The 20,750-nt window shown below is 61.5% G+C and carries 17 protein-coding genes; 5 read left to right on the top strand and 12 right to left on the bottom strand.

Annotation, left to right across the window (positions count from 1 at the left end; translation table 11 throughout):
- Positions 1 to 62 precede the first annotated feature (62 nt).
- The 10 genes from ACXX81_RS05660 to ACXX81_RS05615 all read right to left on the bottom strand — a co-directional run bounded on the left by ACXX81_RS05660 (position 63) and on the right by ACXX81_RS05615 (position 13,461).
- Positions 63 to 1,484 carry a flagellin N-terminal helical domain-containing protein gene (locus tag ACXX81_RS05660; RefSeq protein ID WP_209983484.1) on the bottom strand — a complete coding sequence of 474 codons (1,422 nt, stop codon included), beginning with the start codon at positions 1,482 to 1,484 and terminating at the stop codon, positions 63 to 65.
- A 265-nt stretch (positions 1,485 to 1,749) separates the two neighbouring features.
- Positions 1,750 to 2,679, bottom strand: coding sequence for a ketoacyl-ACP synthase III (locus tag ACXX81_RS05655; RefSeq protein ID WP_231421576.1), 930 nt, complete (start codon positions 2,677 to 2,679; stop codon positions 1,750 to 1,752).
- Positions 2,680 to 2,957: 278 nt separating this feature from the next.
- A complete protein-coding gene (locus tag ACXX81_RS05650) occupies positions 2,958 to 4,562 on the bottom strand; it encodes a flagellar hook-associated protein 3 (RefSeq protein ID WP_209983488.1) in 1,605 nt (534 codons plus the stop codon).
- Between the two features lie 14 nt (positions 4,563 to 4,576).
- Complete coding sequence (flgK, locus tag ACXX81_RS05645; protein WP_209983490.1) at positions 4,577 to 6,622, bottom strand: flagellar hook-associated protein FlgK; 2,046 nt, start codon at positions 6,620 to 6,622, stop codon at positions 4,577 to 4,579.
- A 10-nt stretch (positions 6,623 to 6,632) separates the two neighbouring features.
- The gene (gene flgJ, locus ACXX81_RS05640; RefSeq protein WP_209983493.1) at positions 6,633 to 7,901 is read right to left on the bottom strand and encodes a flagellar assembly peptidoglycan hydrolase FlgJ; all 1,269 of its coding nucleotides are present in this window, start codon (positions 7,899 to 7,901) and stop codon (positions 6,633 to 6,635) included.
- A 4-nt stretch (positions 7,902 to 7,905) separates the two neighbouring features.
- Positions 7,906 to 9,012, bottom strand: coding sequence for a flagellar basal body P-ring protein FlgI (locus ACXX81_RS05635; protein WP_231421635.1), 1,107 nt, complete (start codon positions 9,010 to 9,012; stop codon positions 7,906 to 7,908).
- Positions 9,013 to 9,033: 21 nt separating this feature from the next.
- On the bottom strand, positions 9,034 to 9,729 hold the full coding sequence (gene flgH, locus ACXX81_RS05630; RefSeq protein WP_057008190.1) for a flagellar basal body L-ring protein FlgH: 696 nt from the start codon (positions 9,727 to 9,729) through the stop codon (positions 9,034 to 9,036).
- A 53-nt stretch (positions 9,730 to 9,782) separates the two neighbouring features.
- Entirely contained in the window at positions 9,783 to 10,568 is a 786-nt protein-coding gene (gene flgG / locus ACXX81_RS05625) for a flagellar basal-body rod protein FlgG (RefSeq protein ID WP_003230929.1), read from the bottom strand.
- 57 nt (positions 10,569 to 10,625) lie between these two features.
- Positions 10,626 to 11,366, bottom strand: coding sequence for a flagellar basal body rod protein FlgF (locus tag ACXX81_RS05620; RefSeq protein ID WP_209983495.1), 741 nt, complete (start codon positions 11,364 to 11,366; stop codon positions 10,626 to 10,628).
- A gap of 535 nt (positions 11,367 to 11,901) precedes the next feature.
- Positions 11,902 to 13,461, bottom strand: coding sequence for a sigma-54-dependent transcriptional regulator (locus tag ACXX81_RS05615; protein WP_231421574.1), 1,560 nt, complete (start codon positions 13,459 to 13,461; stop codon positions 11,902 to 11,904).
- 256 nt (positions 13,462 to 13,717) lie between these two features.
- Between ACXX81_RS05615 and phhA the strand changes: the two genes are divergently transcribed.
- The 3 genes from phhA (at position 13,718) to ACXX81_RS05600 (ending at position 16,158) form a co-directional block, all read left to right on the top strand.
- Positions 13,718 to 14,509, top strand: coding sequence for a phenylalanine 4-monooxygenase (gene phhA / locus ACXX81_RS05610; RefSeq protein ID WP_209983499.1), 792 nt, complete (start codon positions 13,718 to 13,720; stop codon positions 14,507 to 14,509).
- Between the two features lie 96 nt (positions 14,510 to 14,605).
- Positions 14,606 to 14,962, top strand: coding sequence for a 4a-hydroxytetrahydrobiopterin dehydratase (locus ACXX81_RS05605; protein WP_003238764.1), 357 nt, complete (start codon positions 14,606 to 14,608; stop codon positions 14,960 to 14,962).
- Positions 14,962 to 16,158, top strand: coding sequence for an amino acid aminotransferase (locus tag ACXX81_RS05600; RefSeq protein ID WP_458571340.1), 1,197 nt, complete (start codon positions 14,962 to 14,964; stop codon positions 16,156 to 16,158). Before ACXX81_RS05605 ends, ACXX81_RS05600 begins: the two co-directional genes overlap by 1 nt.
- A 31-nt stretch (positions 16,159 to 16,189) precedes the next feature.
- Here ACXX81_RS05600 and ACXX81_RS05595 read toward each other — a convergent pair whose 3' ends face one another.
- Positions 16,190 to 16,999 carry a UDP-2,3-diacylglucosamine diphosphatase gene (locus tag ACXX81_RS05595; RefSeq protein ID WP_057010361.1) on the bottom strand — a complete coding sequence of 270 codons (810 nt, stop codon included), beginning with the start codon at positions 16,997 to 16,999 and terminating at the stop codon, positions 16,190 to 16,192.
- Between the two features lie 221 nt (positions 17,000 to 17,220).
- Here ACXX81_RS05595 and ACXX81_RS05590 point away from each other — a divergent pair, with 221 nt between their 5' ends.
- Complete coding sequence (locus ACXX81_RS05590; RefSeq protein ID WP_458571339.1) at positions 17,221 to 18,105, top strand: DMT family transporter; 885 nt, start codon at positions 17,221 to 17,223, stop codon at positions 18,103 to 18,105.
- A gap of 3 nt (positions 18,106 to 18,108) precedes the next feature.
- On the opposite strand, the gene ACXX81_RS05585 is transcribed toward ACXX81_RS05590, so the two are convergent.
- Positions 18,109 to 18,396 carry an Rdx family protein gene (locus tag ACXX81_RS05585; RefSeq protein WP_209983508.1) on the bottom strand — a complete coding sequence of 96 codons (288 nt, stop codon included), beginning with the start codon at positions 18,394 to 18,396 and terminating at the stop codon, positions 18,109 to 18,111.
- An 84-nt stretch (positions 18,397 to 18,480) separates the two neighbouring features.
- Between ACXX81_RS05585 and ACXX81_RS05580 the strand changes: the two genes are divergently transcribed.
- Positions 18,481 to 20,670 carry a patatin-like phospholipase family protein gene (locus tag ACXX81_RS05580; protein ID WP_209990439.1) on the top strand — a complete coding sequence of 730 codons (2,190 nt, stop codon included), beginning with the start codon at positions 18,481 to 18,483 and terminating at the stop codon, positions 20,668 to 20,670.
- Positions 20,671 to 20,750: the final 80 nt, after the last annotated feature.

Raw genomic sequence — 20,750 nt, 5'->3', positions numbered from 1 at the left:
TAAAACCGAAACGACGAAAGGGCACGTAAACGCACCCTTCCGTCAGTCACCAAGCGCGGTTATTACTGAAGCAGCTTCAGTACAGCGGATGGCAGTTGGTTGGCCTGCGACAGGATCGCGGTAGCGGCCGATTGCAGAGTTTGTTGCTTGGTCAACTCGGCTGTTTCAGCAGCGAAGTCGGTGTCTTGTACAGTCGAACGTGCAGCGGTGGAGTTCTTCTGAATGTTGGTCAGGTTGTCTACGGTAGTGGTCAGACGGTTCTGAACAGCACCCAGGCCCGAACGTACGCTGTCGATGCCGCCGATAGCCTTGTCGATCACTGCCACTGCGGCCTGTGCGTTGAAGGCACTGGTCACGTCGGTTTGAGCGATGGTGGTTTTGGCCGACGCTGCGGCAGTGCCGGTAGCGGCGAACAGACCGGTTACACCGGCACCGTTCAGTGCATAGCCCTTGGACGAGTCCAGGTTCACGGAACCGGTGGCGGTCAGGCCGTTAGCCAGTGCCGCAGCGGTGCCGTAGTTGCCGGAACCATCTTTGGTGGCAACGGTGATCGAGCCGGCTGCGGTGGCAGCGCTGAATGCCAGGTTCTCACCGGAGTCGGATTTGACCGACAGGGTGCCTTTGGATTCGTCGTAGTTGACGCTAATGCCGAGCTTGGCGGAGTTGGATTTCAACTGGTCAGCCAGGCTGGCAGTATCGGTCACGCCGGTGAACGTTGTAGCTTGGCCACCAATGGTCAAGGTGAACGAAGCCGGAGTCGTTTTGGCAGCAGCGCCGACGACGAACTGAGCTTCAGTGCTGGCGGTAGCCGACAGGCCGCCTACAGCGCCGTTCAGTTGGCTGGCGATGGTTTTGGCCGAAGAGCCTGCAGCTACAGTCACGCTGGCAGTCTGGCCGTTACCGGTGATGCCAATCGCGCCGCCCGCTACGCCGCTAGCGCTAGGAGTGATACCAACGCTTTTAACCTGCTGCGAACCGATGTTGTTGGCGGCAACGTTGTTCAGGCTCAGGTTGATGGTTTCGTTAGCGTTGGCGCCAACCTGAATGGCTTTGGTGCCGTACGAACCGTCGAGCAGCTTCTGGCCACCGAAAGTAGTGGTCTGCGAGATACGGGTCAGTTCCGAAGTCAGCGCCTGGTATTCTTCGTTGTTCGAAGTACGGTCAGCGTCGCTCAGGGAGCCAGTAGCCGAGGACAGAGCCAGGGTACGCATCTTTTGCAGAATGTCGGTCGAAGCCTGCATTGCGCCTTCAGCGGTCTGCGCGATGGAGATACCATCGTTGGCGTTCTTGACCGCTTGGCCCAGGCCGTTGATCTGGCTGGTCAGACGGTTGGAGATCTGAAGGCCCGAAGCGTTGTCTTTAGCACTGTTGATGCTCAGACCAGTGGACAGACGCTGCATGGAGGTTTGCAGCGAGTTGGCTGCTTTGCCAAGGCCGTTCTGGGTAGTGATGGAAGCAATGTTGGTGTTTACTGTTAAAGCCATGACGAAATCCTCGATGGTGGTTTACTGCGGCTTCCGGCCCTGGCAACCGCCGGGTGTGCCTGAGAACCTTCGTAATAGTTATCGTCGTGTGAGCCGGTTGCTTGAGTGTTTTTTTGAATATTTTTAATAGCCCCGTGCCACCCCTTGCAATTCAAGGGTTTACGCGGGCCTAAAACGCCATAACCACTGGTTTTTCTGGCGCCAAATAAAAAACGCCGATGATCTCTCGATCATCGGCGTTTTGTGTGGCGGCTCTATTAAGGTGTCACGGGCGATACAGAATCGCCGAGCCCCACGACAGGCCCACACCGAACCCGCTGATTGCCACGCGTTTCCAGGTGGCGTCCATCACGTGTTTTTCCAGCAGCAACGGAATGCTCGACGACACGGTGTTGCCGGTCTCGACCATGTCCTTGATGAACTTGTCCACTGGTGCATCTTCAAAACGCCGCGCCACGGCGTCGACGATGGCCGCACTGCCCTGGTGAATGCAGAACGCGTCAATCTCGTCAGCCTTGAGGTCTGATTCGTTGAGCAGCTCGTGCAGATGGGCCGGCACTTTGAGCAAGGCAAAGTTGAAGACCTGACGGCCGTTCATGAAGAACACGCCGTCGCTGACCTTGAGGTGCGGCGCGCCGGAACCGTCGGTGCCGAACTTCGACTTGCCGAGCAACCACGGCGCATCTTCGCCCATCCAGGTGGCAGTGGCGGCATCGCCGAACAGCATGGTGGTGTTGCGGTCTTCGGGGTCGACGATTTTCGAGTACGGGTCGGCGGTGATCAGCAGGCCGTTTTTCAGGCCGGCGGCTTCCATGAAGCCTTTCATCGCGTAGATGCCGTAGACGTAGCCGGAGCAGCCCAGGGAAATATCAAAGGCGGCCACATGAGTCGGCAGGCCGAGTTTGTCCTGCACGATGGCGGCGGTGTGGGGCAAACCTTCTTCGTCGCCGTTCTGGGTGACGACGATCAGCGCGTCGATCGACTCGCGCTTCAACTCCGGGTTGTTGGCAAACAACGCGTTGACCGCCTCGACACACAGATCGGAGGTTTCCTGCGTAGCTTCCTTGCGCGGCAGGAACGCCGACCCGATCTTGCCAATGATGAATTCTTCATCCTTGGCGAATTTGGCACCCTGGGCGTAGTTATCGATCCCGTCCGCGGGCACGTAACTGGCGATGCTTTTTATGCCAATCATTGTGGCTTCCCAATACCGAATAGCTGGAGAACACCCCCGGGACTGCGCCTGGAGTGCTGACAATAAGAGGGGGTAACCCCGTAAAATCTCGCTGAAAGCCGCACCGCAGGGTGTGCTGGGCGACTTATCCTTTTCACACGATACAGTGAAGATGCGCCTTATGACTCACAGGTCACTCAATTTTCTGCGTTTTGTGCAAAACCCTTCAACAATTCAACCGCGAAAACGACGACGGCCCACCCCGTTTTCGGAGTGAGCCGTCGTTCGCTGCGCGAGCCTTACATCTTGTTGAACAGGCTCAACTGCGAGATCTTCACGAATGCCAATTGCGAGGCCTGCAGCATGGTTTGCTGCAAGGTCAGGTTGATCGCCGCCTGCGCGGTGTCGATGTTGCCCAGGTCGCTCATGGTGCTGGTGTTGGCCAGGCCGATGCTGGCGTTCTCACTGGCCTGGGTATCCAGGGCATTCTGCCGCGCGCCGATGGAGCCGCGCACCACATCGATCTGGGTACTGGAGTTGGTGAAGTTGCTGATCGCGGCAGACAACGCGTCCTTGAGCTTGACCGTCGCCGCCGGGCTGCCGTCGGCCGGCAGCTCAAGCGCCTGGCGCAGTTGGCTCAGGGTATCGAGCGCGTTCTGGGTCTTCTGGGTAGCGGCGCCCACCGCAAACTGGTCACCGCTCTGCGGCGTGCCGCTGACGTCGAACGTCACCCCGGCCGCGACGACGGTGGTGCCGCCGCCGGTATCGCCGGTGGCGATGGATTTACTCTCGGACGTGTACGGCTGGGCATACACCTGATACGCCGTGGCGCTGGTGAACTTGATCACCGCACCGTTGTTGGCCGGGAACGTGCTGGCATACGAGGCCTGGTTGGTCACGCGGGCATTGCTCAACTGCGCCGTCGAAGGGTTGCTGGCGGTGCGCGACACGCTGAAAGTGTCCGGCTTGGCTTCCAGGCTGAACGAGCGATCCTTGACCACGGCATCGGAGTTGGGGCCCGACGCGACGTCACCCAGGTTGAAGTTGATGTCGAATTTCACGCCACGCAAGTTGACGCTGGAGCTGCCTTCCTTGGTGGAATCGAACGTACCGTTGCCGGGGATCTGCGAGGTGATGTCAACGCCGTTCTTGTCGACCACGGTGTACTGGGTACTGCTACTGAAGGTCAGCTTGTAGGGCTGGCCGTCGGCGAATTTATTGGTGTAGTCGATGCCATTGGTGACGAGCCCGGCCGACAACGCCACTTTATTGTCATTGGCTACCGGCTGGGTGGCCGGTGGCACCACGGCCGGCGCAATCCAGGTGGCCTGGGTGCGACTGGAGTTGACCGCGCCTTCCAGAATGTTCTTGCCGGTGTCACCGGCGCTGATGCTCAGGGTGTCGGACACCTGCAGGCTGAGCGGGGTTTCGTCGCCCTGATAGTTGTAGGTGCCGTCGCTGTTACGGCTGTAGGGCGGCGTATCGGTCTTGGAACCGGAAAACAGATAGTTGCCCGACGAGTCCTTGCTGTTGAGCAGGCCCAGCACTTGATCTTCGATGGCACCGACTTCACTGGCCACCGAACGGCGGTCCGCATCGCTGAGGGAGCCGCCTGCACGCAGCGCCAGTTCACTGGCACGGCCCAAGGCCAGGTTGATCGACTGCAGCACGCTCTCTTCGTTGGTCAGGGAGTTTTTCAGGCTGGTGACGTTGGTGTTGAACTGGCCCAGCATGTCTTTCTGCTGCTGCAGCATCAACAGGCGCGCCGCCGCCACCGGGTCATCGGCGGCTGTCTGCACGCGTACGCCCGTGGAGGCCTGATCCTGAGCCTGTACCAGGCTTGAATAGTTGGTCTGGTACTTGGCGGCAGTGGTATCGAAATACTGCTGTGTGGAAATGCGCATTGTCCCAGGCTCCCTTAAAGACTATTGATCAGCGTACTGAAGGTTTCTTGCGCCGCCTTGATGATCTGCGACGACGCGGTGTAGTACTGCTGAAACTTGATCATGTCGCCCGCTTCTTCATCCAGGTTGACCTGGGATACCGAGTTGCGCGCGTCCTGGTTGGCCTTGAGCAGTGCGCCCGTGGCCGTGGTGTCGGTGTTGCCCGAGGCGGCCTTGGCCCCGACGGTGGACACCAGTCGACTGTTGGCCCCGACCAGGCTCACACCGCCGCCGCTGCCGTCACTCAACCCCACCGTGACTTTGGTCTGCAGGTCGAGCAGCGCCTGGGCGTTGCGGTTGTCGGACTTGCCCGTCGCATTGAACGAGAACGTGGTGCTGTCGCCATTGGCGGGCGAGCCGGCGACAGTGGTATCGAACTTGAAGCTCTTGGCCGGCACCAGCACGGCACCACTGGCATCGCGCATTGGCACGTCGACCGTGATCTTGTTGGTCTGGCCCGGGATGATGGTGCCGGTGCCAATCGAATTGCCCTGGGCATCGTTGAGCGTGTAGCTCTGGGTGCCATCGGCGGCCGGCTTGCCGAACACCATTTTTACCGGCATCGAGCTTTCGATCCCGGTACGCAATTGAGCGGTGTCGGCGCCGCCGTGAATATCAATCGGCACGGTCAGGGTCGGCGGAGTGAAGGTGCCCGTGCCCTGGTTGGTCTTGCTGCCCTCGCCCAGCAACGGCGCGGCGAACGCGACTTTATTGGCGTCGGTCAGCTGGGTGCCGATGGTGGTCGCGCCATTGGCGGTGGGGCTGACTTTGAAACTGTCGCCGGCGGCCATGGGGCCCTTGCCGTCCAGTGCCAGGGTGAAGCCATCGATCACCGGCGGCGGCGTGGTGGTGGTGTCGAACGCGCCCATCGCCTTGCCGTCGGAACGCAGCACGGTATAAGTGCTGCCACTGGTGAAGCTGACCTTGTAGTCGTAGGTCGACAGCTTGCTGGTGTCCTTGATCGTGACATTCAGGTTGCCGGAGCCGGCACTGTTGCCCGCCGCTCCCTGGCTGCGCTGCGCAATGGCGGCGGCGCTGTTGATGTCCTTGAACAACGACGCACCAAAGTCACCGTTCAGGTCCAGGCCCTGGCCCAGCTGGCTGTTGACGGTGTCAGCGGTGGCCAGCGCGATACGCCCCAGGTCGTTGATGGTGGGCGTCAGCACATCGCTGCGGTAACGCAACAGGCCGCCGATGCTGCCACCGCTGAGCACATTGCCCAGGTCGATGGCGGTACTGCCACCGGCATTGAGCTGGATGGTGTACTGGGTCGGGTCGCTTTTGCTCGGCACTGCCGAAATGCTGTTGGACTGGTCGCCCAGCACCAGGGACTGGCCACTGCCAGTGCTGACGCTGAACACGCCGTTCTTCTCGCCGGTGGTGACGCCCACCAGCTCATTGAGCGAACGCACCGCCTCGTTGCGCGCATCCAGCAGGTTGGCCGGCGCACTCATGTTGGAGCCCTGCGCCTGGGTGATCTGCTTGTTGAGCGAGGCGATGGAAGAGGTCAACTGGTTGACCTGATCACTCATGGTGCTCAACTGACCGTTAATCGACTCTTTCTGTTGGGTCAATTGGCTGGAAATTGCGTTGAAGCGGTTGCTCAGGGTCTGGGCGCTGGTCAGCAGCACCTGACGGGCGGACACGTCGCTGGGGTTGGCCGCCGAGGTCTGCACGGCGGCAAAGAACCCACTCAGCACCGAAGACATGCCGGTGGTCTTGTCCGACAGGGTCTTGTCGATGGCGCTGGCCTGGCCCGAATAAGCCTTGGCGTCGTTATTGAGCGCCGTGCTGTTCTGGTAAGCCGCGTCGAGGAATTCGTTGTACACCCGGCGCACGTCGGCCAGGGTGGTGCCGGTACCGACGAACAGGCCACCGTAAGGGTTGGCCGCGCTGGCGTTCTGCGTGGTCTGCTGACGCGAATAGCCCGAGGTATTGGCGTTGGCGATGTTGTTACTCAAGACTGACAACGACCCTTGAGCGGCGTTGAGCCCCGACATCCCGATACTGAGCAAACTCATGGTTCAAACCTTATAAATGTGTGGTTGCGCCAGCGGCAGCGTAATTCTGGTAACTGCCCATCGTTTTTGCGATCTGCGAAATCTTGCTGGCGTAATCCGGGTCGGTTGCGTATCCGGCTTTTTGCAACTCGCGCACAAACTGCTCCGGGTTGTCGGCTGATTTCACAACATCTTTATAGCGATCATTGCTTTGCAGCAACGTGACGAGGTCATGGAAGCTGTCCTGGTAGGACGTATAGGAACGGAACTGCGCCGTTTCCTTGACCATCGCCCCGTCACGAAACTCGCTGGTGATTGCACGGGCCTGTTCGCCCTGCCAGCTCTTGCCGGCCTTGATACCGAACAGGTTGTGGCTGCTGCTGCCATCCTGGGCGCGCATCACCGACTTGCCCCAACCGGTTTCCAGGGCGGCCTGGGCCACCAGGTACTTAGGATCGATGCCAATGCGCGCGGCGGCGGCCTTGGCCATCGGCAGCATGGTGGCGACAAATTCATCCTGGGAACTGAACGCTTTCTTCGCCGGCGCCAACGGTGGCTGGGCCACGGCGCGGGCGTATACCTGCATCTGCCCGCTCGGCGCGGCAAACGCACGCGCGCTGCTGTTGACCACATTGTCGGCGGAGGCGCTGTTGCGCAGCGGCGCGCTTTTGGCGTCGATAGCCACCGGCGCGGTCGGCACGATGCCGGCGAGCAGGCGGTCGGTCAGCTTGCTCGGCAAGGCGATGCGGCGCTGGTTCATCAGCGCCACGTCATTGCTGTGGGACGCCGCGCCGCCAGCCTGGGGCTCAGCCACACGGTACGCCCACAGCGGCCGCTGGCCATTGGAGCGGCCCAACGGGCCGGAAGCCTGGGTGCCGGCGGCAATCTCGGTCGGCACATCGACTTTCTTCGCCGGCTCAGTTGCCCCAGGGCCTTGCAGGGTGGCCGCCTGGGCGTCCACCGGCTTGTTCTTCTGCATCTGGCGCATCAGCACGTCGGCGAGGCCGATGCCGCCGCCTTCGCGGGACATCGACACCGCCAGTTGCTGGTCGTACATGTCCTGGTACTGCTTGGCGGCATCGGTGTTCAGCGGGTTGTCTTCGCCCACGGCGTCGGTGGCCTTGCGCATCGACTTGAGCATTTCGCTGAGAAACAGCGACTCGAATTCCTGCGCCACTTTGCGCATGTTTCCGTCGCTGTTCTTGTCGCCGACCTTCAGCTGGTTAAGCCGGTTCAAGTCGGAGTAAGACCCCGAGTCCGCCGTGCTGCTGATGCCGCTCTTGCGCATATCCATGGCCATGGCCTCAGATCACGATCAGGTCGGCTTGCAAGGCGCCGGCCTGTTTCAGGGCTTCGAGGATCGCCATCAAGTCGCCTGGCGCCGCGCCCACCTGGTTCACCGCACGGACGATCTCGTCCAGGGTGGTGCCGGGGCCGAACTTGAACATCGGTTTGGCTTCCTGCTGGGCATTGACCCGCGAGCGTGGCACCACCGCCGTCTGGCCATTGGACAAGGCCCCGGGCTGGCTGACGATTGGGTCTTCGGTGATGGTCACAGTCAGGCTGCCGTGGGTGACCGCCGCCGGCGAGACCTTGACGTTCTGGCCGATCACGATAGTGCCGGTACGCGAGTTGATGATGACCTTGGCCACCGCCTGGCCAGGATCGACCTCGAGGTTTTCCAGGATCGACAGATAATCGACACGCTGGCTTGGGTCCAGTGGCGCGGTGACGCGCACGGAGCCACCGTCGATGGCCTGGGCCACGCCTGGGCCGAGCATGTCGTTGATCTTGTCGACCACACGTTTGGCAGTGGTGAAGTCGGAGCGATTGAGGTTCAGGGTCAGGCTGTTGCCCTGGTTGAACCCGCTGGGCACGGTGCGTTCCACGGTAGCGCCGCCAGGGATGCGTCCGGCCGACGGAACGTTGACGGTAATCTTCGAGCCGTCGCGGCCCTCGGCGTCAAAACCGCCCACCACCAGGTTGCCCTGGGCGATGGCGTAGACGTTGCCGTCGATACCCTTGAGCGGCGTCATCAGCAAGGTGCCGCCGCGCAGGCTCTTGGAGTTACCGATGGACGACACGGTGATATCCACCACCTGGCCTGGCTTGGAGAACGCCGGCAAATCGGCGCTGATCGACACCGCCGCGACGTTTTTCAGTTGCACGTTGCCTGAACCCGCCGGCACCTTGATGCCGAACTGCGAGAGCATGTTGTTGAAGGTCTGCAGGGTGAACGGGGTCTGGGTGGTCTGGTCACCCGTACCGCTGAGCCCCACTACCAGGCCGTAACCGATCAACTGGTTGGAGCGCACGCCGGAAATACTGGCGATGTCTTTCAGGCGCTCGGCCTGGGCGACAGCGCTCAGGCTCAGCAGGAGCGCCGCCGCCAGCAGTTGCTTGAGGTTCAAAGTTCTCACCTTAATGGGCACCTAGAAAGGAAACAGCGGGCTAAGGAAGAAACGGTCGAACCAGCCCGGCTGGCTCGCATCGGCAAACGCGCCGGTGCCGGAGTACGTGATGCGGGCATCGGCGATGCGGGTCGACGGCACGGTGTTGTCGGTGGAGATATCATCTGCACGCACCATGCCAGCAATGCGCACCAGCTCGTCGCCGGTGTTGAGGGTCATCCACTTTTCACCGCGTATGGCAATGATGCCGTTGGGCAATACATCGGCCACGGTCACAGTGATCGAACCGGTCAGGCTGTTGCCCTGCCCTGCCGCGCTCTTGCCATTGGTGGCACGGTCGCCGCTGTAACCGGCGCTCAAGCTCAGGTCGCCATCGCCCAACGGATTATTGACGTTTGGCACGGCACCGAACAACGAGGTGAGGCCGATGCCGGCCTTGCTGGTCTTGCCCACCTGGGAGTTGGCGTTCTTGCTGGCCTGGGTGCGCTCGTTCAGGGTGATGGTAATGATGTCACCGACCCGGAACGCCTTGCGATCGCTGTACAGGTTCTGCTCGAAACCGGCCTGGTAGATCGAGCCATTGTTGGCGGCCGCCGGCAATGGCGTGCGCGGCAACACCGGCGCGTAGTACGGGTCATTGGGTTTCGGCGACGGCGCGACACATCCCGCCAGCACGCTGATCCCACTCAATGCCAAGACACAAACAAAGCGATTCATGACCCTAACCTCACGGTGTTGCAGACGCGCTCGCAAGCGCCCCATAGACTTGATTACAGATTCTGCGTGACGAACGAAAGCATCTTGTCGGCGGTGGAAATCACCTTGGAGTTCATCTCGTAGGCGCGTTGAGTGGTGATCATGTTGACCATCTCCTCAACCGTGCTGACGTTGGAAGTTTCCAGGGTGCTTTGCAGGGTGGTGCCGAAACCGTTGAGGCCTGGAGTGCCGATTTGCGGCGCGCCGCTGGAGGCGGTTTCCAGGAACAGGTTGCCGCCCATCGCCTGCAGGCCGGCCGGGTTGATGAAGTCGGCGGTCTGCAGGTTGCCGATCACTTGCGACGCCGGGTTGCCGGCGACGGTGATCGACACGGTGCCGTCGTTACCGACGGTGAAGGTCTGCGCATTCGCAGGCACCACAATCGCAGGTTCCAGGGCAAAACCATTGGCGGTGACGACCTGACCGTTGGCGTCCAGGTGGAATGTGCCGTCACGGGTGTAGGAAGTCGTGCCATCCGGTTGCAGGATCTGGAAGAACCCCTTGCCGTTAATCGCCATGTCCAGGGGTTGCCCGGTTTGCTGCAAGTTACCGGCGGTGAAGTTTTTCTGGGTGCCGACGATCTGCACACCGGTACCCAGCTGCAGGCCCGACGGCAGTTCGCTGTCCTGGGTCGACTGGGCGCCCGGCTGTTTCTTGATCTGATAGAGCAAGTCCTGGAACTCGGCGCGATCACGTTTGAAGCCCGTGGTCGACACGTTCGCCAGGTTGTTGGAAATGGTGGTCAGGTTGGTGTCCTGGGCGGACAAACCGGTTTTGGCAACCCATAGAGCCGGAAGCATGCTGTTCTCCTTCGTGCGCCTGATCGTTGGCGCCGTGCTGCGAAATTAGTGGGGGACTTAGCTCATCTGCATGACGCGAGTCATGGCCTGATCGTCTTCCTTGGCGCTGTTCATCATCTTGATGTGCAGCTCAAACTGTTTGGAAAGCGCCAGCACCGCGGTCATTTCCTCCACCGCGTTGACGTTGCTCGCCTGCAGGAAACCCGAGTTCAGCGTGACCCGCGCATCGGCCTGGGCAGGCTGGCCATCCTTGGTGTGGATGGTGCCGTCCAGCCCCTTGGTCATGTTCTTGAGGTCCGGCTGGACCAGCTTGATGCGGTCCACTTCGGCCATCACCCGCGGGCCTTCGCCCATGGCGCGGATGCTGATGGTGCCGTCGGTGCCCACTTCGATTTTCTGCTGGGGCGGCACGGCAATCGGGCCGCCGTTGCCCATGATCGGCATGCCGTTGGCGGCGCGCAGCACGCCCAGCGCGTCCACATTCATGCTGGCGCTGCGCACGTAGGCTTCGCCGCCATCCGGGGTTTGCACGGCCATCCAGCCGTCGCCGCTGACGGCCACATCGAGGTCACGGCCGGTTTCGATCATGGCGCCCGGCGAGAAGTCAGTGCCTGGCCGCTCGGTCAGGGCAAACGCCCGCGCCGGAAAGCTGTCACCGAACACCGGCATCGAACGCGCCTGCTCCAGGTCGCGCTGGAAGCCGTTGGTGGAAATGTTCGCCAGATTGTTGGCATGGGCCTTCTGCGCCAGAGCATTCTGGCTGGCGCCGGTCATTGCCACGTAAAGGTATTTGTCCACGCTCTATCCTCTTTCTGACGGACGCTTGCCGCCCACCGCTGTACTGATGAGGCTTAAGCAATTTGCGGTCCAACTTTTTGGAATGGACGCAAGTGCAGGTGGGGCGGGGGTTTGGGGGGAGTTGAGGTGGGCAGATGGACGGGGGATAGTCGAAAAAACGGCGGACTACTGCCGCGGGCGGCAAGTATCGGTCTTGAAACTGACGCGGGTTGGTTTTTTTGGGGCTGCCTGGGTTTTTGTGTGCATATCCGTTATTTGGGTAACGGGGGCGCCCAAGATCAAAAGCAGGATCAAAGGCCAGAGCAAGGCAGATCTAAAGCAGCCTGATACCTTCAGAAAAATGGAGATCCAAATGTGGGAGGCAGGCCCCCCCGGTCGGCTCTAACGCCGCCGCGCTTTTGCTTTTGATCTGGAAGCGCCCCGTCAACCATGTGTCCGGACTAGACAGTTCCTCCCAGAAGTGAGCCGCTGTAAGAGCGGAGCCGATATCAGCCGTTATCTGAATAACGGATATGTACCCCCCCCCCAGACGCACTCAAGCACCCTTCACCACCCCATAATCGCGCAACTTATTAGCAATAGTCGTATGCGAAACCCCCAACCGCTTCCCCAACTGCCGACTGCTGGAATGCTCCACATACAACGCCTCCAACACCGCCTTCTCAAACCGCCCGACAATCGCCTCCAACCCGCCTTCCAGCGAAAAGTCTCCCAGCGGCTGACGCACCCCGTAATCCGGCAGTCGAATATGCTCCACCTTGACCACCCCGCCCTCACACAACGAAACCGCCTGAAACAACACATTCTCCAGTTGCCGCACATTCCCCGGCCAATGGTAATGAGCAAGCCGGTCCATGGCCGCCGGTGCCAGTGTTGGCAGCGGGCAGCCGATCTGCCGGCTGGCCTGGTCGAGAAAGTGCTCCACCAACGGCGCCAGGCCATCCAGGCACTCGCGCAACGGCGGGATATGCAACGACAACACATTCAGCCGGTGATACAAATCCTGACGAAACTCCCCCCGCGCGCAGAGTTCGGACAAATCCACCTGGGTCGCGCAAATCACCCGCACATCCAGGTACACCTCTTCATCGCTGCCCACTCGACGAAAGCAACCGTCCTGCAGAAACCGCAGCAATTTCACCTGCAACCGCGCGCTCATTTCCCCCACGCCATCAAGAAACAGGGTCCCGCCCGCCGTCAGCTCCAGCAGCCCGAGCTTGCCCTCGGCGCGAGCCCCTTCGAATGCGCCGGGGCCGTAGCCGAACAGTTCGGTCTCGGCCATCGACTCCGGCAACCCCGCGCAGTTGAGCGCCATCAACGGCGATTGCCCACGCGGGCTGGCCAGGTGGCAGGCGCGGGCCAGCAGTTCCTTGCCGGTGCCGGTTTCACCTTCTATTAATAGCGGCGCATCCAACGGCGCCATCCGCCGCGCCTCGCGCACCACCGCGGCCATGACCCGCGAGCTCTGGAAAATGCTGTCGAAGCCGCGCAACTCCTGCTTGCGCACGTTGTAGATGCGCTCGCCGACGCGGTCGGCACGGTGCAGGGTCAGTACGGCGCCCGCCATGGCTTCGCTGTCGTCGTGCTCGGACGATTGCAACGGCGCGATATCGGCCAGGAACACATCACCCTTGACCTTGACCCGCAAGCCGTTGATGCGCGACTTGCTGGCGCGCACCAGTTCCGGCAAGTCGAAATCCTCGGCGTAGCGCGACAGCGGAATTCCCGGCACCTCGTCCACCCGCACCCCGAGCAACTGCGCGGCCGAGCGGTTGGCGGCAACGATGGAGCCGCCCATATCGATCGACAACACCGGAAACTCCAGGGCGCCCAGCAAGGCGTTGAGTTCCATGTGCCGGCGCTCGCTGGGCATCAGCCCTACCCGTTTTACGCCGAACACCCCGCCAATTGCCTCGAACTTCGGGCGCAAGGCCTGAAACTGCATGTTCACCAGGTTTGGGCAGTACAGGTAAATGGCGTTGCCATGCTCACCGCCGACCTCGCCTTTGGCGACGTTGACGCCGTACTCCACCAGCAGGTTGAGAATATCCCGCAGGATGCCGATGCGGTTCTGGCAATGCACTTTGATACGCATGAAGAGACCCGAAGAGTGGGAAGACGCCGCGTGTTTTTGTCGCTGAGCGCAGATTATCGTCAAGATTATGTTACAGCCAGTGTCCTTTTCCCAGCCCAATGCCGTGACGAGCGCACATCCGTAACGAATTCTTTACGAACGGTAGTGGCTTTTCCTGCAACTGACTCTGGAAACTGGATGGAATCCTGCCCGGCAGGGCGTATCAATACCGGTATCGCAGGACATAACAATAACGAACGCCTAGCAGGAGAGCCGTATGAAGCAGACGCAATACGTGGCCCGCGAGCCCGATGCGCAAGGTTTTATCCATTACTCGCCGGAAGAACACGCGGTGTGGAACACCCTGATCACGCGCCAACTGAAGGTGATCGAGGGTCGCGCCTGCCAGGAATACCTGGACGGTATCGACAAGCTGGCCCTGCCACTGGACCGCATCCCGCAACTGGACGAAATCAATCAAGTGCTGGCCGACACCACCGGCTGGCAAGTGGCTCGCGTTCCGGCGCTGATCCCCTTCCAGACCTTTTTCGAGCTGCTCGCCAGCAAGCAGTTTCCGGTGGCGACGTTTATTCGCACCCGCGAGGAACTGGACTATCTGCAAGAGCCGGATATCTTTCACGAGATCTTCGGCCACTGCCCGCTGCTGACCAACCCCTGGTTCGCTGAATTCACCCACACCTACGGCAAGCTCGGCCTGGCGGCCACCAAGGAGCAACGGGTGTACCTGGCGCGGCTGTACTGGATGACCATCGAGTTCGGCCTGGTGGACACCCCCGCCGGCCTGCGCATCTACGGTGGCGGCATTCTGTCGTCGCCCAGGGAGACGGTGTACAGCCTGTCAGCGCAGCCCGAACATCAAGCCTTCGACCCACTGGAAGCCATGCGCACGCCGTACCGCATCGACATCCTGCAACCGCTGTATTTCGTCCTGCCCGAGCTCAAGCGCCTGTTCGACGTGGCGCAGGAAGACATCATGGGCATGGTCGAGCGCGGCATGCAGCTGGGTCTGCACGCGCCCAAGTTTCCCCCCAAGCCCAAGGCTGCGTGAACCGTGTATTTTGACGCCAGGTGAGTCTGTTCCCTGGCCGCGCGTTGCTTTAGGGTGACGCCACTGACCTTCACCTTTCGAATTCAGGACATCTCCATGACCACGTTGAACCAAGCCCACTGTGAAGCCTGCCGCGCCGACGCCCCGCAAGTCAGCGATGAAGAGTTGCCGGTACTGCTCAAGCAGATCCCTGACTGGAACATCGAAGTGCGCGACGGCGTGATGCAGTTGGAAAAGGTATTCCTGTTCAAGAACTTCAAGTTCGCCCTGGCTTTCACCAACGCTGTGGGTGAGATCGCCGAAGCCGAGGGCCATCACCCCGGCCTGCTCACTGAATGGGGCAAGGTCACCGTGACCTGGTGGAGCCACTCGATCAAGGGCCTGCACCGCAACGACTTCATCATGGCCGCGCGCACCGACGAAGTGGCCACCGGCGCCGAGGGCCGCAAGTGATGCATTTCGATGCCATTGGCCGCGTGCCCGGCGACCCGATCCTGGGCCTGATGGAGCTGTACGCCGAGGACGCCAGCCCGCACAAGTTCGACCTCGGCGTGGGCGTGTACAAGGACGATCAGGGCCTGACGCCGATTCCCCATGCGGTGAAGCTCGCCGAGCAGCGCCTGGTGGACACGCAGACCACCAAGACCTACATCGGCGGCCACGGCAATGCGGCCTTCGGCACCCTGCTCTGCGAACTGGTACTGGGCGCCGATTCAGCGGTGCTCGGCGAACGTCGTGCCGGCGCCACCCAAACCCCGGGCGGCACCGGTGCCCTGCGCCTGAGCGCCGACTTCATCGCCCAGAGTTTGCCCGGCCGTGGTGTCTGGCTGAGCGACCCGACCTGGCCGATCCACGAAAGCATCTTCGCCAGGGCCGGGCTCAAGGTCAGCCACTACCCCTACGTGGGGGCTGACAATCGCCTGGACGTAGCGGCAATGCTGGCGACGCTGACCACGGTGCCGGAGGGCGACGTGGTGCTGCTGCACGCCTGCTGCCACAACCCGACCGGCTTCGACCTGTCCCAGGATGACTGGCGCCAGGTGCTGCAGATTGTGCGCGAGCGCCGGTTGCTGCCGCTGATCGACTTCGCCTACCAGGGCTTTGGCGATGGCCTGGAACAGGACGCCTGGGCCGTGCGCTTGTTTGCCGCCGAGTTGCCCGAAGTGCTGGTGACCAGCTCGTGCTCGAAGAACTTCGGCCTCTACAGCGACCGCGTGGGCGCGCTGATTGTGTGTGCGGCCGATGCCGAGAAACTGACGGATGTGCGCAGCCAATTGGCCAATACCGCGCGCAACCTGTGGTCGACGCCGCCGGATCATGGCGCTGCAGTGGTCGCAACCATCCTCGGCGACGTTGAACTGCGCGCCCTGTGGAGCGGCGAGGTCGAAGCCATGCGCGCGCGCATCGCCCAATTGCGTGCCGGGCTGGTGGACGCCCTGGTCCCCCACGGGTTGGCTGAGCGGTTTGCGCATATCGGGACGCAGCGCGGAATGTTTTCCTACACCGGCCTGAGTGCCGAGCAGGTCAAACAACTGCGTGAGAAGCACAGCGTGTACATGGTGAGTTCGGGACGGGCCAACGTCGCAGGGATTGATGCAACACGCCTGAACAGGCTGGCCCAGGCCATCGCCGACGTGTCACCCAACTAAAGGAGGGAGGGACTTGCTCCCTCCCACACCTTCAGCCTGCGACCATTTCGGCCTTGAGCTGCGCTTCTTTCGCCTGCGCATCCGCCAGGCGATACAACTCGATCTGCCCATCCCAGTGCTCGATCAGCGCGGTGCAGGATTCAACCCAGTCCCCGCAGTTGAGGTAGTCCACCTCGCCCACCTTGCGAATCTCCGCATGGTGAATATGCCCGCACACCACTCCGTGCAGCTCGCGCTTGGTCACTTCGTGGGCGATGGCTTCTTCGAAATCGCTGATAAAACTCACGGCGGTCTTCACCTTATGCTTCAAATACGCCGACAGCGACCAGTAGCCATAGCCATAGCGCGCCCGCCAATGGTTGAGCCAGCGGTTCAAGGTGAGGGTAAATTCGTAGGCCGAGTCGCCCAGAAACGCCAGCCAGCGGTGATAGCGGGTGATCACGTCAAACTGGTCGCCGTGAATCACCAGCAGGTGACGACCATCGGCGGTGACGTGCACCGCTTCGTCCACCAGCTGGATATTGCCCAGGATCAGCTTGGAATAGCGGCGCAAAAATTCGTCATGGTTACCGGTGACATAAATCACCTCGGTACCGCGTTTGGCCATGGTCAGCAGACGGCGGATCACGTTGGTGTGAGCCTGGGGCCAATACATGCCGCCGCGCATTTTCCAGCCATCGATGATGTCGCCCACCAGGTACACCTTGTCGGCGTGGTAGCCCTTGAGAAATTGCGACAGGTGTTCAGCCTGGCAATCCCGGGTGCCCAGGTGCACGTCGGAAATCCACAGGGTACGCACCCTTTGCTTGCGGCTGGGCTTGATGGACTCTGCACTGGTCATGGGCTTGCCTCGGCGGTGTTTTCGCGAGCTTGCGCCCTGGCGATTAATAGCCCATGACAACGGTGCGTCAGTCTGATGACAGCGACCTGGCTGCGATCATCCCGACGCAGTGTGCGTTGTAGGAATAGTCATGCGATAAAAATCGCGAGGCGGACGACAGACGCCGACCTGCGCAACCCACTAGACTGCGCCTCTGTCACCTCGTTGGTTCAAGGATCGCAATGACTCCCCGCTCAGCCCTCGGCGCCCTGCATATCGGCGCACTGATGTTTGGCCTCACCGGCGTATTCGGCAAACTGGCGGCCGCCTCACCCGCCATTATCGTGTTTGGTCGCGCCGCGTTTGCCGTGCTGGCCCTGGCGGTATTTGCCCGGTTCGCCAGCAATGCTCCCTGGAAGCCACTGCAGATGCGCGACTGGCGCCGACTGGTGGTCAGCGGCGTACTGCTGGCGGCGCACTGGGTGACGTTCTTTATTGCGGTCAAAGTGGCCGGTGTGGCGGTTGCCACGCTGGGGTTCACTGCGTTCCCGGCGTTTACCGTGATCCTTGAAGGGCTGATTTTTCGCGAACGCATCCGTGCCAATGAAGTGTTGCTGGTGGCGCTGGTCACGGTCGGCCTGGTGCTGGTGACGCCGGACTTCAATCTAGCCAGCGAAGCCACCGGCGGCCTGTTGTGGGGGATTGTCTCGGGGTTGCTGTTCTCGTTGCTGTCGCTGAACAACCGTGCCGGCTCCGGGCGAATTCCGGCGGTGCAGGCGGCGTTGTGCCAGAACGTGGTGGTCGCGGTATGCCTGTTGCCCGTGGCGGCACCGGGGCTGACGCAGGTGCGTGCGATTGACTGGCTGTGGATCGGCCTGCTCGGGGTGTTCTGCACGGGCCTGGCCCATAGCCTGTTTGTTGCCAGCCTGGCAGTGATCAAGGCACGCACCGCGTCGGTGGTGTTCGCCATGGAGCCGGTGTATGGCATTACCGTGGCCTGGCTGCTGTTCGCCGAGACCCCGACCCTGCGCATGCTGCTGGGCGGCGCGCTGATCATCGTCGCCATTGTGCTGTCCGGCCTGATGGGCAGCGCCGCTCAGGCAAAACAGCCGGCTGGGGCAAGCTGACGCCTAAGCGGTGCGGTCGTTGTGGCCCAGATCACGTTGCGGGTCGATCTGGTCACGTACCCGTTGCTTGAGCACCTTGGCCTCGGGGAAGCCGCCGTCGGCCTTGCGCTCCCACAGTTGCACGCCGTCGCAGGTAATCCGAAATACGCCGCCGGTCGCAGGCTCCAGCGCGACCCGGGCCAGATCCTCGGCAAAGGTGCTTAACAGCTCCTGCGCCAGCCACGCCGCGCGGAGCAGCCATTGGCACTGGGTGCAGTAGGTGATGACGATCTCGGGTTTGTTCGCGGACATAATTTGACAGGCTCCTGGCGTAACGGCCTCAGCGGATCGAGTGGCTATAATACCGGCCATTATCGCCCAGCCTTGAGATTCATGATGCGCCGCCTGTTGTCCTGCCTGTTCCTGTGCCTGTTTCCCCTTCTTGCTGATGCCGTTGAACCGCCACGCCCGAAAATCGGCCTGGTGCTATCCGGCGGCGCCGCGCGTGGCCTGGCCCACATTGGCGTGCTCAAAGCGCTGGAGGAGCAAGGCATCCACATCGATGCCATCGCCGGCACCAGCATGGGCGCGGTGATCGGCGGGCTGTACGCATCGGGCTACAAGATCGACGAACTGGAAAAACTCGCGCTGAGCATCGACTGGCAGCAAGCCCTGTCCGATGCACCACCACGCGAAGACGTACCGTTTCGCCGCAAGCAGGATGACCGGGATTTCCTGGTCAAGCAGAAACTCAGCTTCCGCGACGACGGCAGCCTCGGCCTGCCGCTGGGCGTGATCCAGGGCCAGAACCTCGCGCTGCTGCTGGAGAGCATGTTCGCCCACAGCAGCAACACGCGTAATTTCGACAAACTGCCTATCCCGTTTCGGGCGGTGGCCACCGACATCACCACGGGCGAAAAAGTGGTGTTCAGCAAAGGCCACCTGCCCCAGGTGATTCGCGCCAGCATGTCGATCCCTGCCGTATTCGCCCCGGTGGAACTGGACGGCCGATTGCTGGTGGACGGTGGCATGACCGATAACATTCCCGTGGATGTGGCGCGTGAGATGGGCGTCGACATTGCTATCGTGGTCGACATCGGCACCCCGCTACGCTCGCGCAAGCAACTGGCTACGGTGGTAGATGTACTCAACCAGTCCATCACCCTGATGACCCGGCGCAACTCCGAAGAACAGCTCAAGGCCCTGCATCCCAAGGACGTGCTGATCCAGCCGCCACTGAGCGCCTACGGCGTCACCGATTTCGGCCGCGCCAGGGACATGATCGACGCCGGCTACCGCGCCACCCGCGCCCTCGACCAGCGCCTGGCCCACCTGCGTCCCGCCGAACAGATCGATGCCGAGCTGGTGGCCGCGCGAGCCCCTGGCGAGCGCACACCCGTGATTACCGCCATCAACGTGGAGAACGACTCGAAAGTCAGCGACGACGTAATCCGCTACTACATCCGCCAACCCCTGGGCGAGCCCCTCAACCTGGGCCGCCTGCAATCGGACATGGGCACCCTGTATGGCCTGGATTACTTCGAACAGGTGCAATACCGCGTGGTGAAAAAAGGCCGCGACAACACCCTGGTGATCAGCGCACGGGGCAAGCGCAGCGGTACCGACTACCTGCGGCTGGGCCTGAACCTGTCGGACGACATGCGCGGCGACAGTGCCTTCAACCTGGGCGCCAGTTACCGCGTCAACGGCATCAACCGCCTCGGTGCCGAATGGCTGACGCGTGTGCAGATCGGTGATCGGCAGGAGTTGTACAGCGAGTTCTACCAACCGATGGACGCCGGCTCGCGTTACTTCGTTGCGCCCTATCTAACCGCCAGGGCGCAAAACGTCGAACTGGTGCTGGACAACGACCCGATCGCCGAATACCGCGTGGAGCGCTATGGGTTTGGCCTGAATATCGGGCGGCAGATCGGCAACAGCGGCGAGATTCGCTTCGGCGTCGGAGAGGCCTGGGGCAAGGCGGACGTGCGCATCGGCGAACGCGACCTGCCGAGTGCGAGCTTCAGCGAAGGCTTCTACGAACTCAAATATTCCTTCGATTCCCTGGACAATGTGTACTTCCCCCACACGGGCGAAGATATCGCCCTGGCTTTCCGCGAATTCGAACCGGGACTGGGCTCCGATCAGCGCTACCGGCAATGGGAGTTCAAGTTGGACAAGGCGATGAGCCATGGCCCGGACACGCTGGTGCTGGGGGGCCGTTATGGGCGCACGCTGGACAACTCGGAGGTGGTGGTTTCCAGCTTTCTGCTGGGCGGCGCGCGGCAGTTGTCGGGGTTTCGTCAGGATGCGATTTCCGGGCAGAACATCAGCCTGATGCGAGCGGTTTACTATCGCCGACTGACGCCGCGGTCGTACTTGCCGCTGGATTTCCCGCTGTACCTGGGGGCTTCTCTGGAGCGGGGTCGGGCGTGGAACAATGATAATGAGTTCGACAGCGGGTATATCAATGCTGCGAGTGTGTTTTTGGGGTTTGATACGCCGCTGGGGCCGTTGAATTTCAGTTATGGGTTTAATGATGAACGGCAGAAGGCGGTTTATTTGAATTTGGGGCAGACGTTTTAAGGGGGGTGTTCTTGGGCGGGGTATATATCCGTTATTTAGGTAATGGCGGCTATTGGTTCCGCCCTTACGGCGGGTCAGTT

It is taken from the genome of Pseudomonas sp. GNP013 (assembly GCF_054343995.1).
Note: the sequence above shows the minus strand (reverse complement) of the source record. Positions and strands in the feature narration are given on the sequence as shown.

Bases quoted from the DNA above. Each gene is read 5' to 3' on its own strand.
- ACXX81_RS05585 (WP_209983508.1), bottom strand. From the start codon at position 18,396: ATGTCCGCGAACAAACCCGAGATCGTCATCACCTACTGCACCCAGTGC.
- flgH (WP_057008190.1), bottom strand. From the start codon at position 9,729: ATGAATCGCTTTGTTTGTGTCTTGGCATTGAGTGGGATCAGCGTGCTG.
- ACXX81_RS05615 (WP_231421574.1), bottom strand. From the start codon at position 13,461: ATGCGTATCAAAGTGCATTGCCAGAACCGCATCGGCATCCTGCGGGAT.
- ACXX81_RS05605 (WP_003238764.1), top strand. From the start codon at position 14,606: ATGACCACGTTGAACCAAGCCCACTGTGAAGCCTGCCGCGCCGACGCC.
- ACXX81_RS05595 (WP_057010361.1), bottom strand. From the start codon at position 16,999: ATGACCAGTGCAGAGTCCATCAAGCCCAGCCGCAAGCAAAGGGTGCGT.
- ACXX81_RS05600 (WP_458571340.1), top strand. From the start codon at position 14,962: ATGCATTTCGATGCCATTGGCCGCGTGCCCGGCGACCCGATCCTGGGC.
- flgK (WP_209983490.1), bottom strand. From the start codon at position 6,622: ATGAGTTTGCTCAGTATCGGGATGTCGGGGCTCAACGCCGCTCAAGGG.
- phhA (WP_209983499.1), top strand. From the start codon at position 13,718: ATGAAGCAGACGCAATACGTGGCCCGCGAGCCCGATGCGCAAGGTTTT.
- ACXX81_RS05580 (WP_209990439.1), top strand. From the start codon at position 18,481: ATGCGCCGCCTGTTGTCCTGCCTGTTCCTGTGCCTGTTTCCCCTTCTT.
- ACXX81_RS05655 (WP_231421576.1), bottom strand. From the start codon at position 2,679: ATGATTGGCATAAAAAGCATCGCCAGTTACGTGCCCGCGGACGGGATC.
- ACXX81_RS05650 (WP_209983488.1), bottom strand. From the start codon at position 4,562: ATGCGCATTTCCACACAGCAGTATTTCGATACCACTGCCGCCAAGTAC.
- ACXX81_RS05660 (WP_209983484.1), bottom strand. From the start codon at position 1,484: ATGGCTTTAACAGTAAACACCAACATTGCTTCCATCACTACCCAGAAC.
- flgG (WP_003230929.1), bottom strand. From the start codon at position 10,568: ATGCTTCCGGCTCTATGGGTTGCCAAAACCGGTTTGTCCGCCCAGGAC.
- ACXX81_RS05590 (WP_458571339.1), top strand. From the start codon at position 17,221: ATGACTCCCCGCTCAGCCCTCGGCGCCCTGCATATCGGCGCACTGATG.
- flgJ (WP_209983493.1), bottom strand. From the start codon at position 7,901: ATGGCCATGGATATGCGCAAGAGCGGCATCAGCAGCACGGCGGACTCG.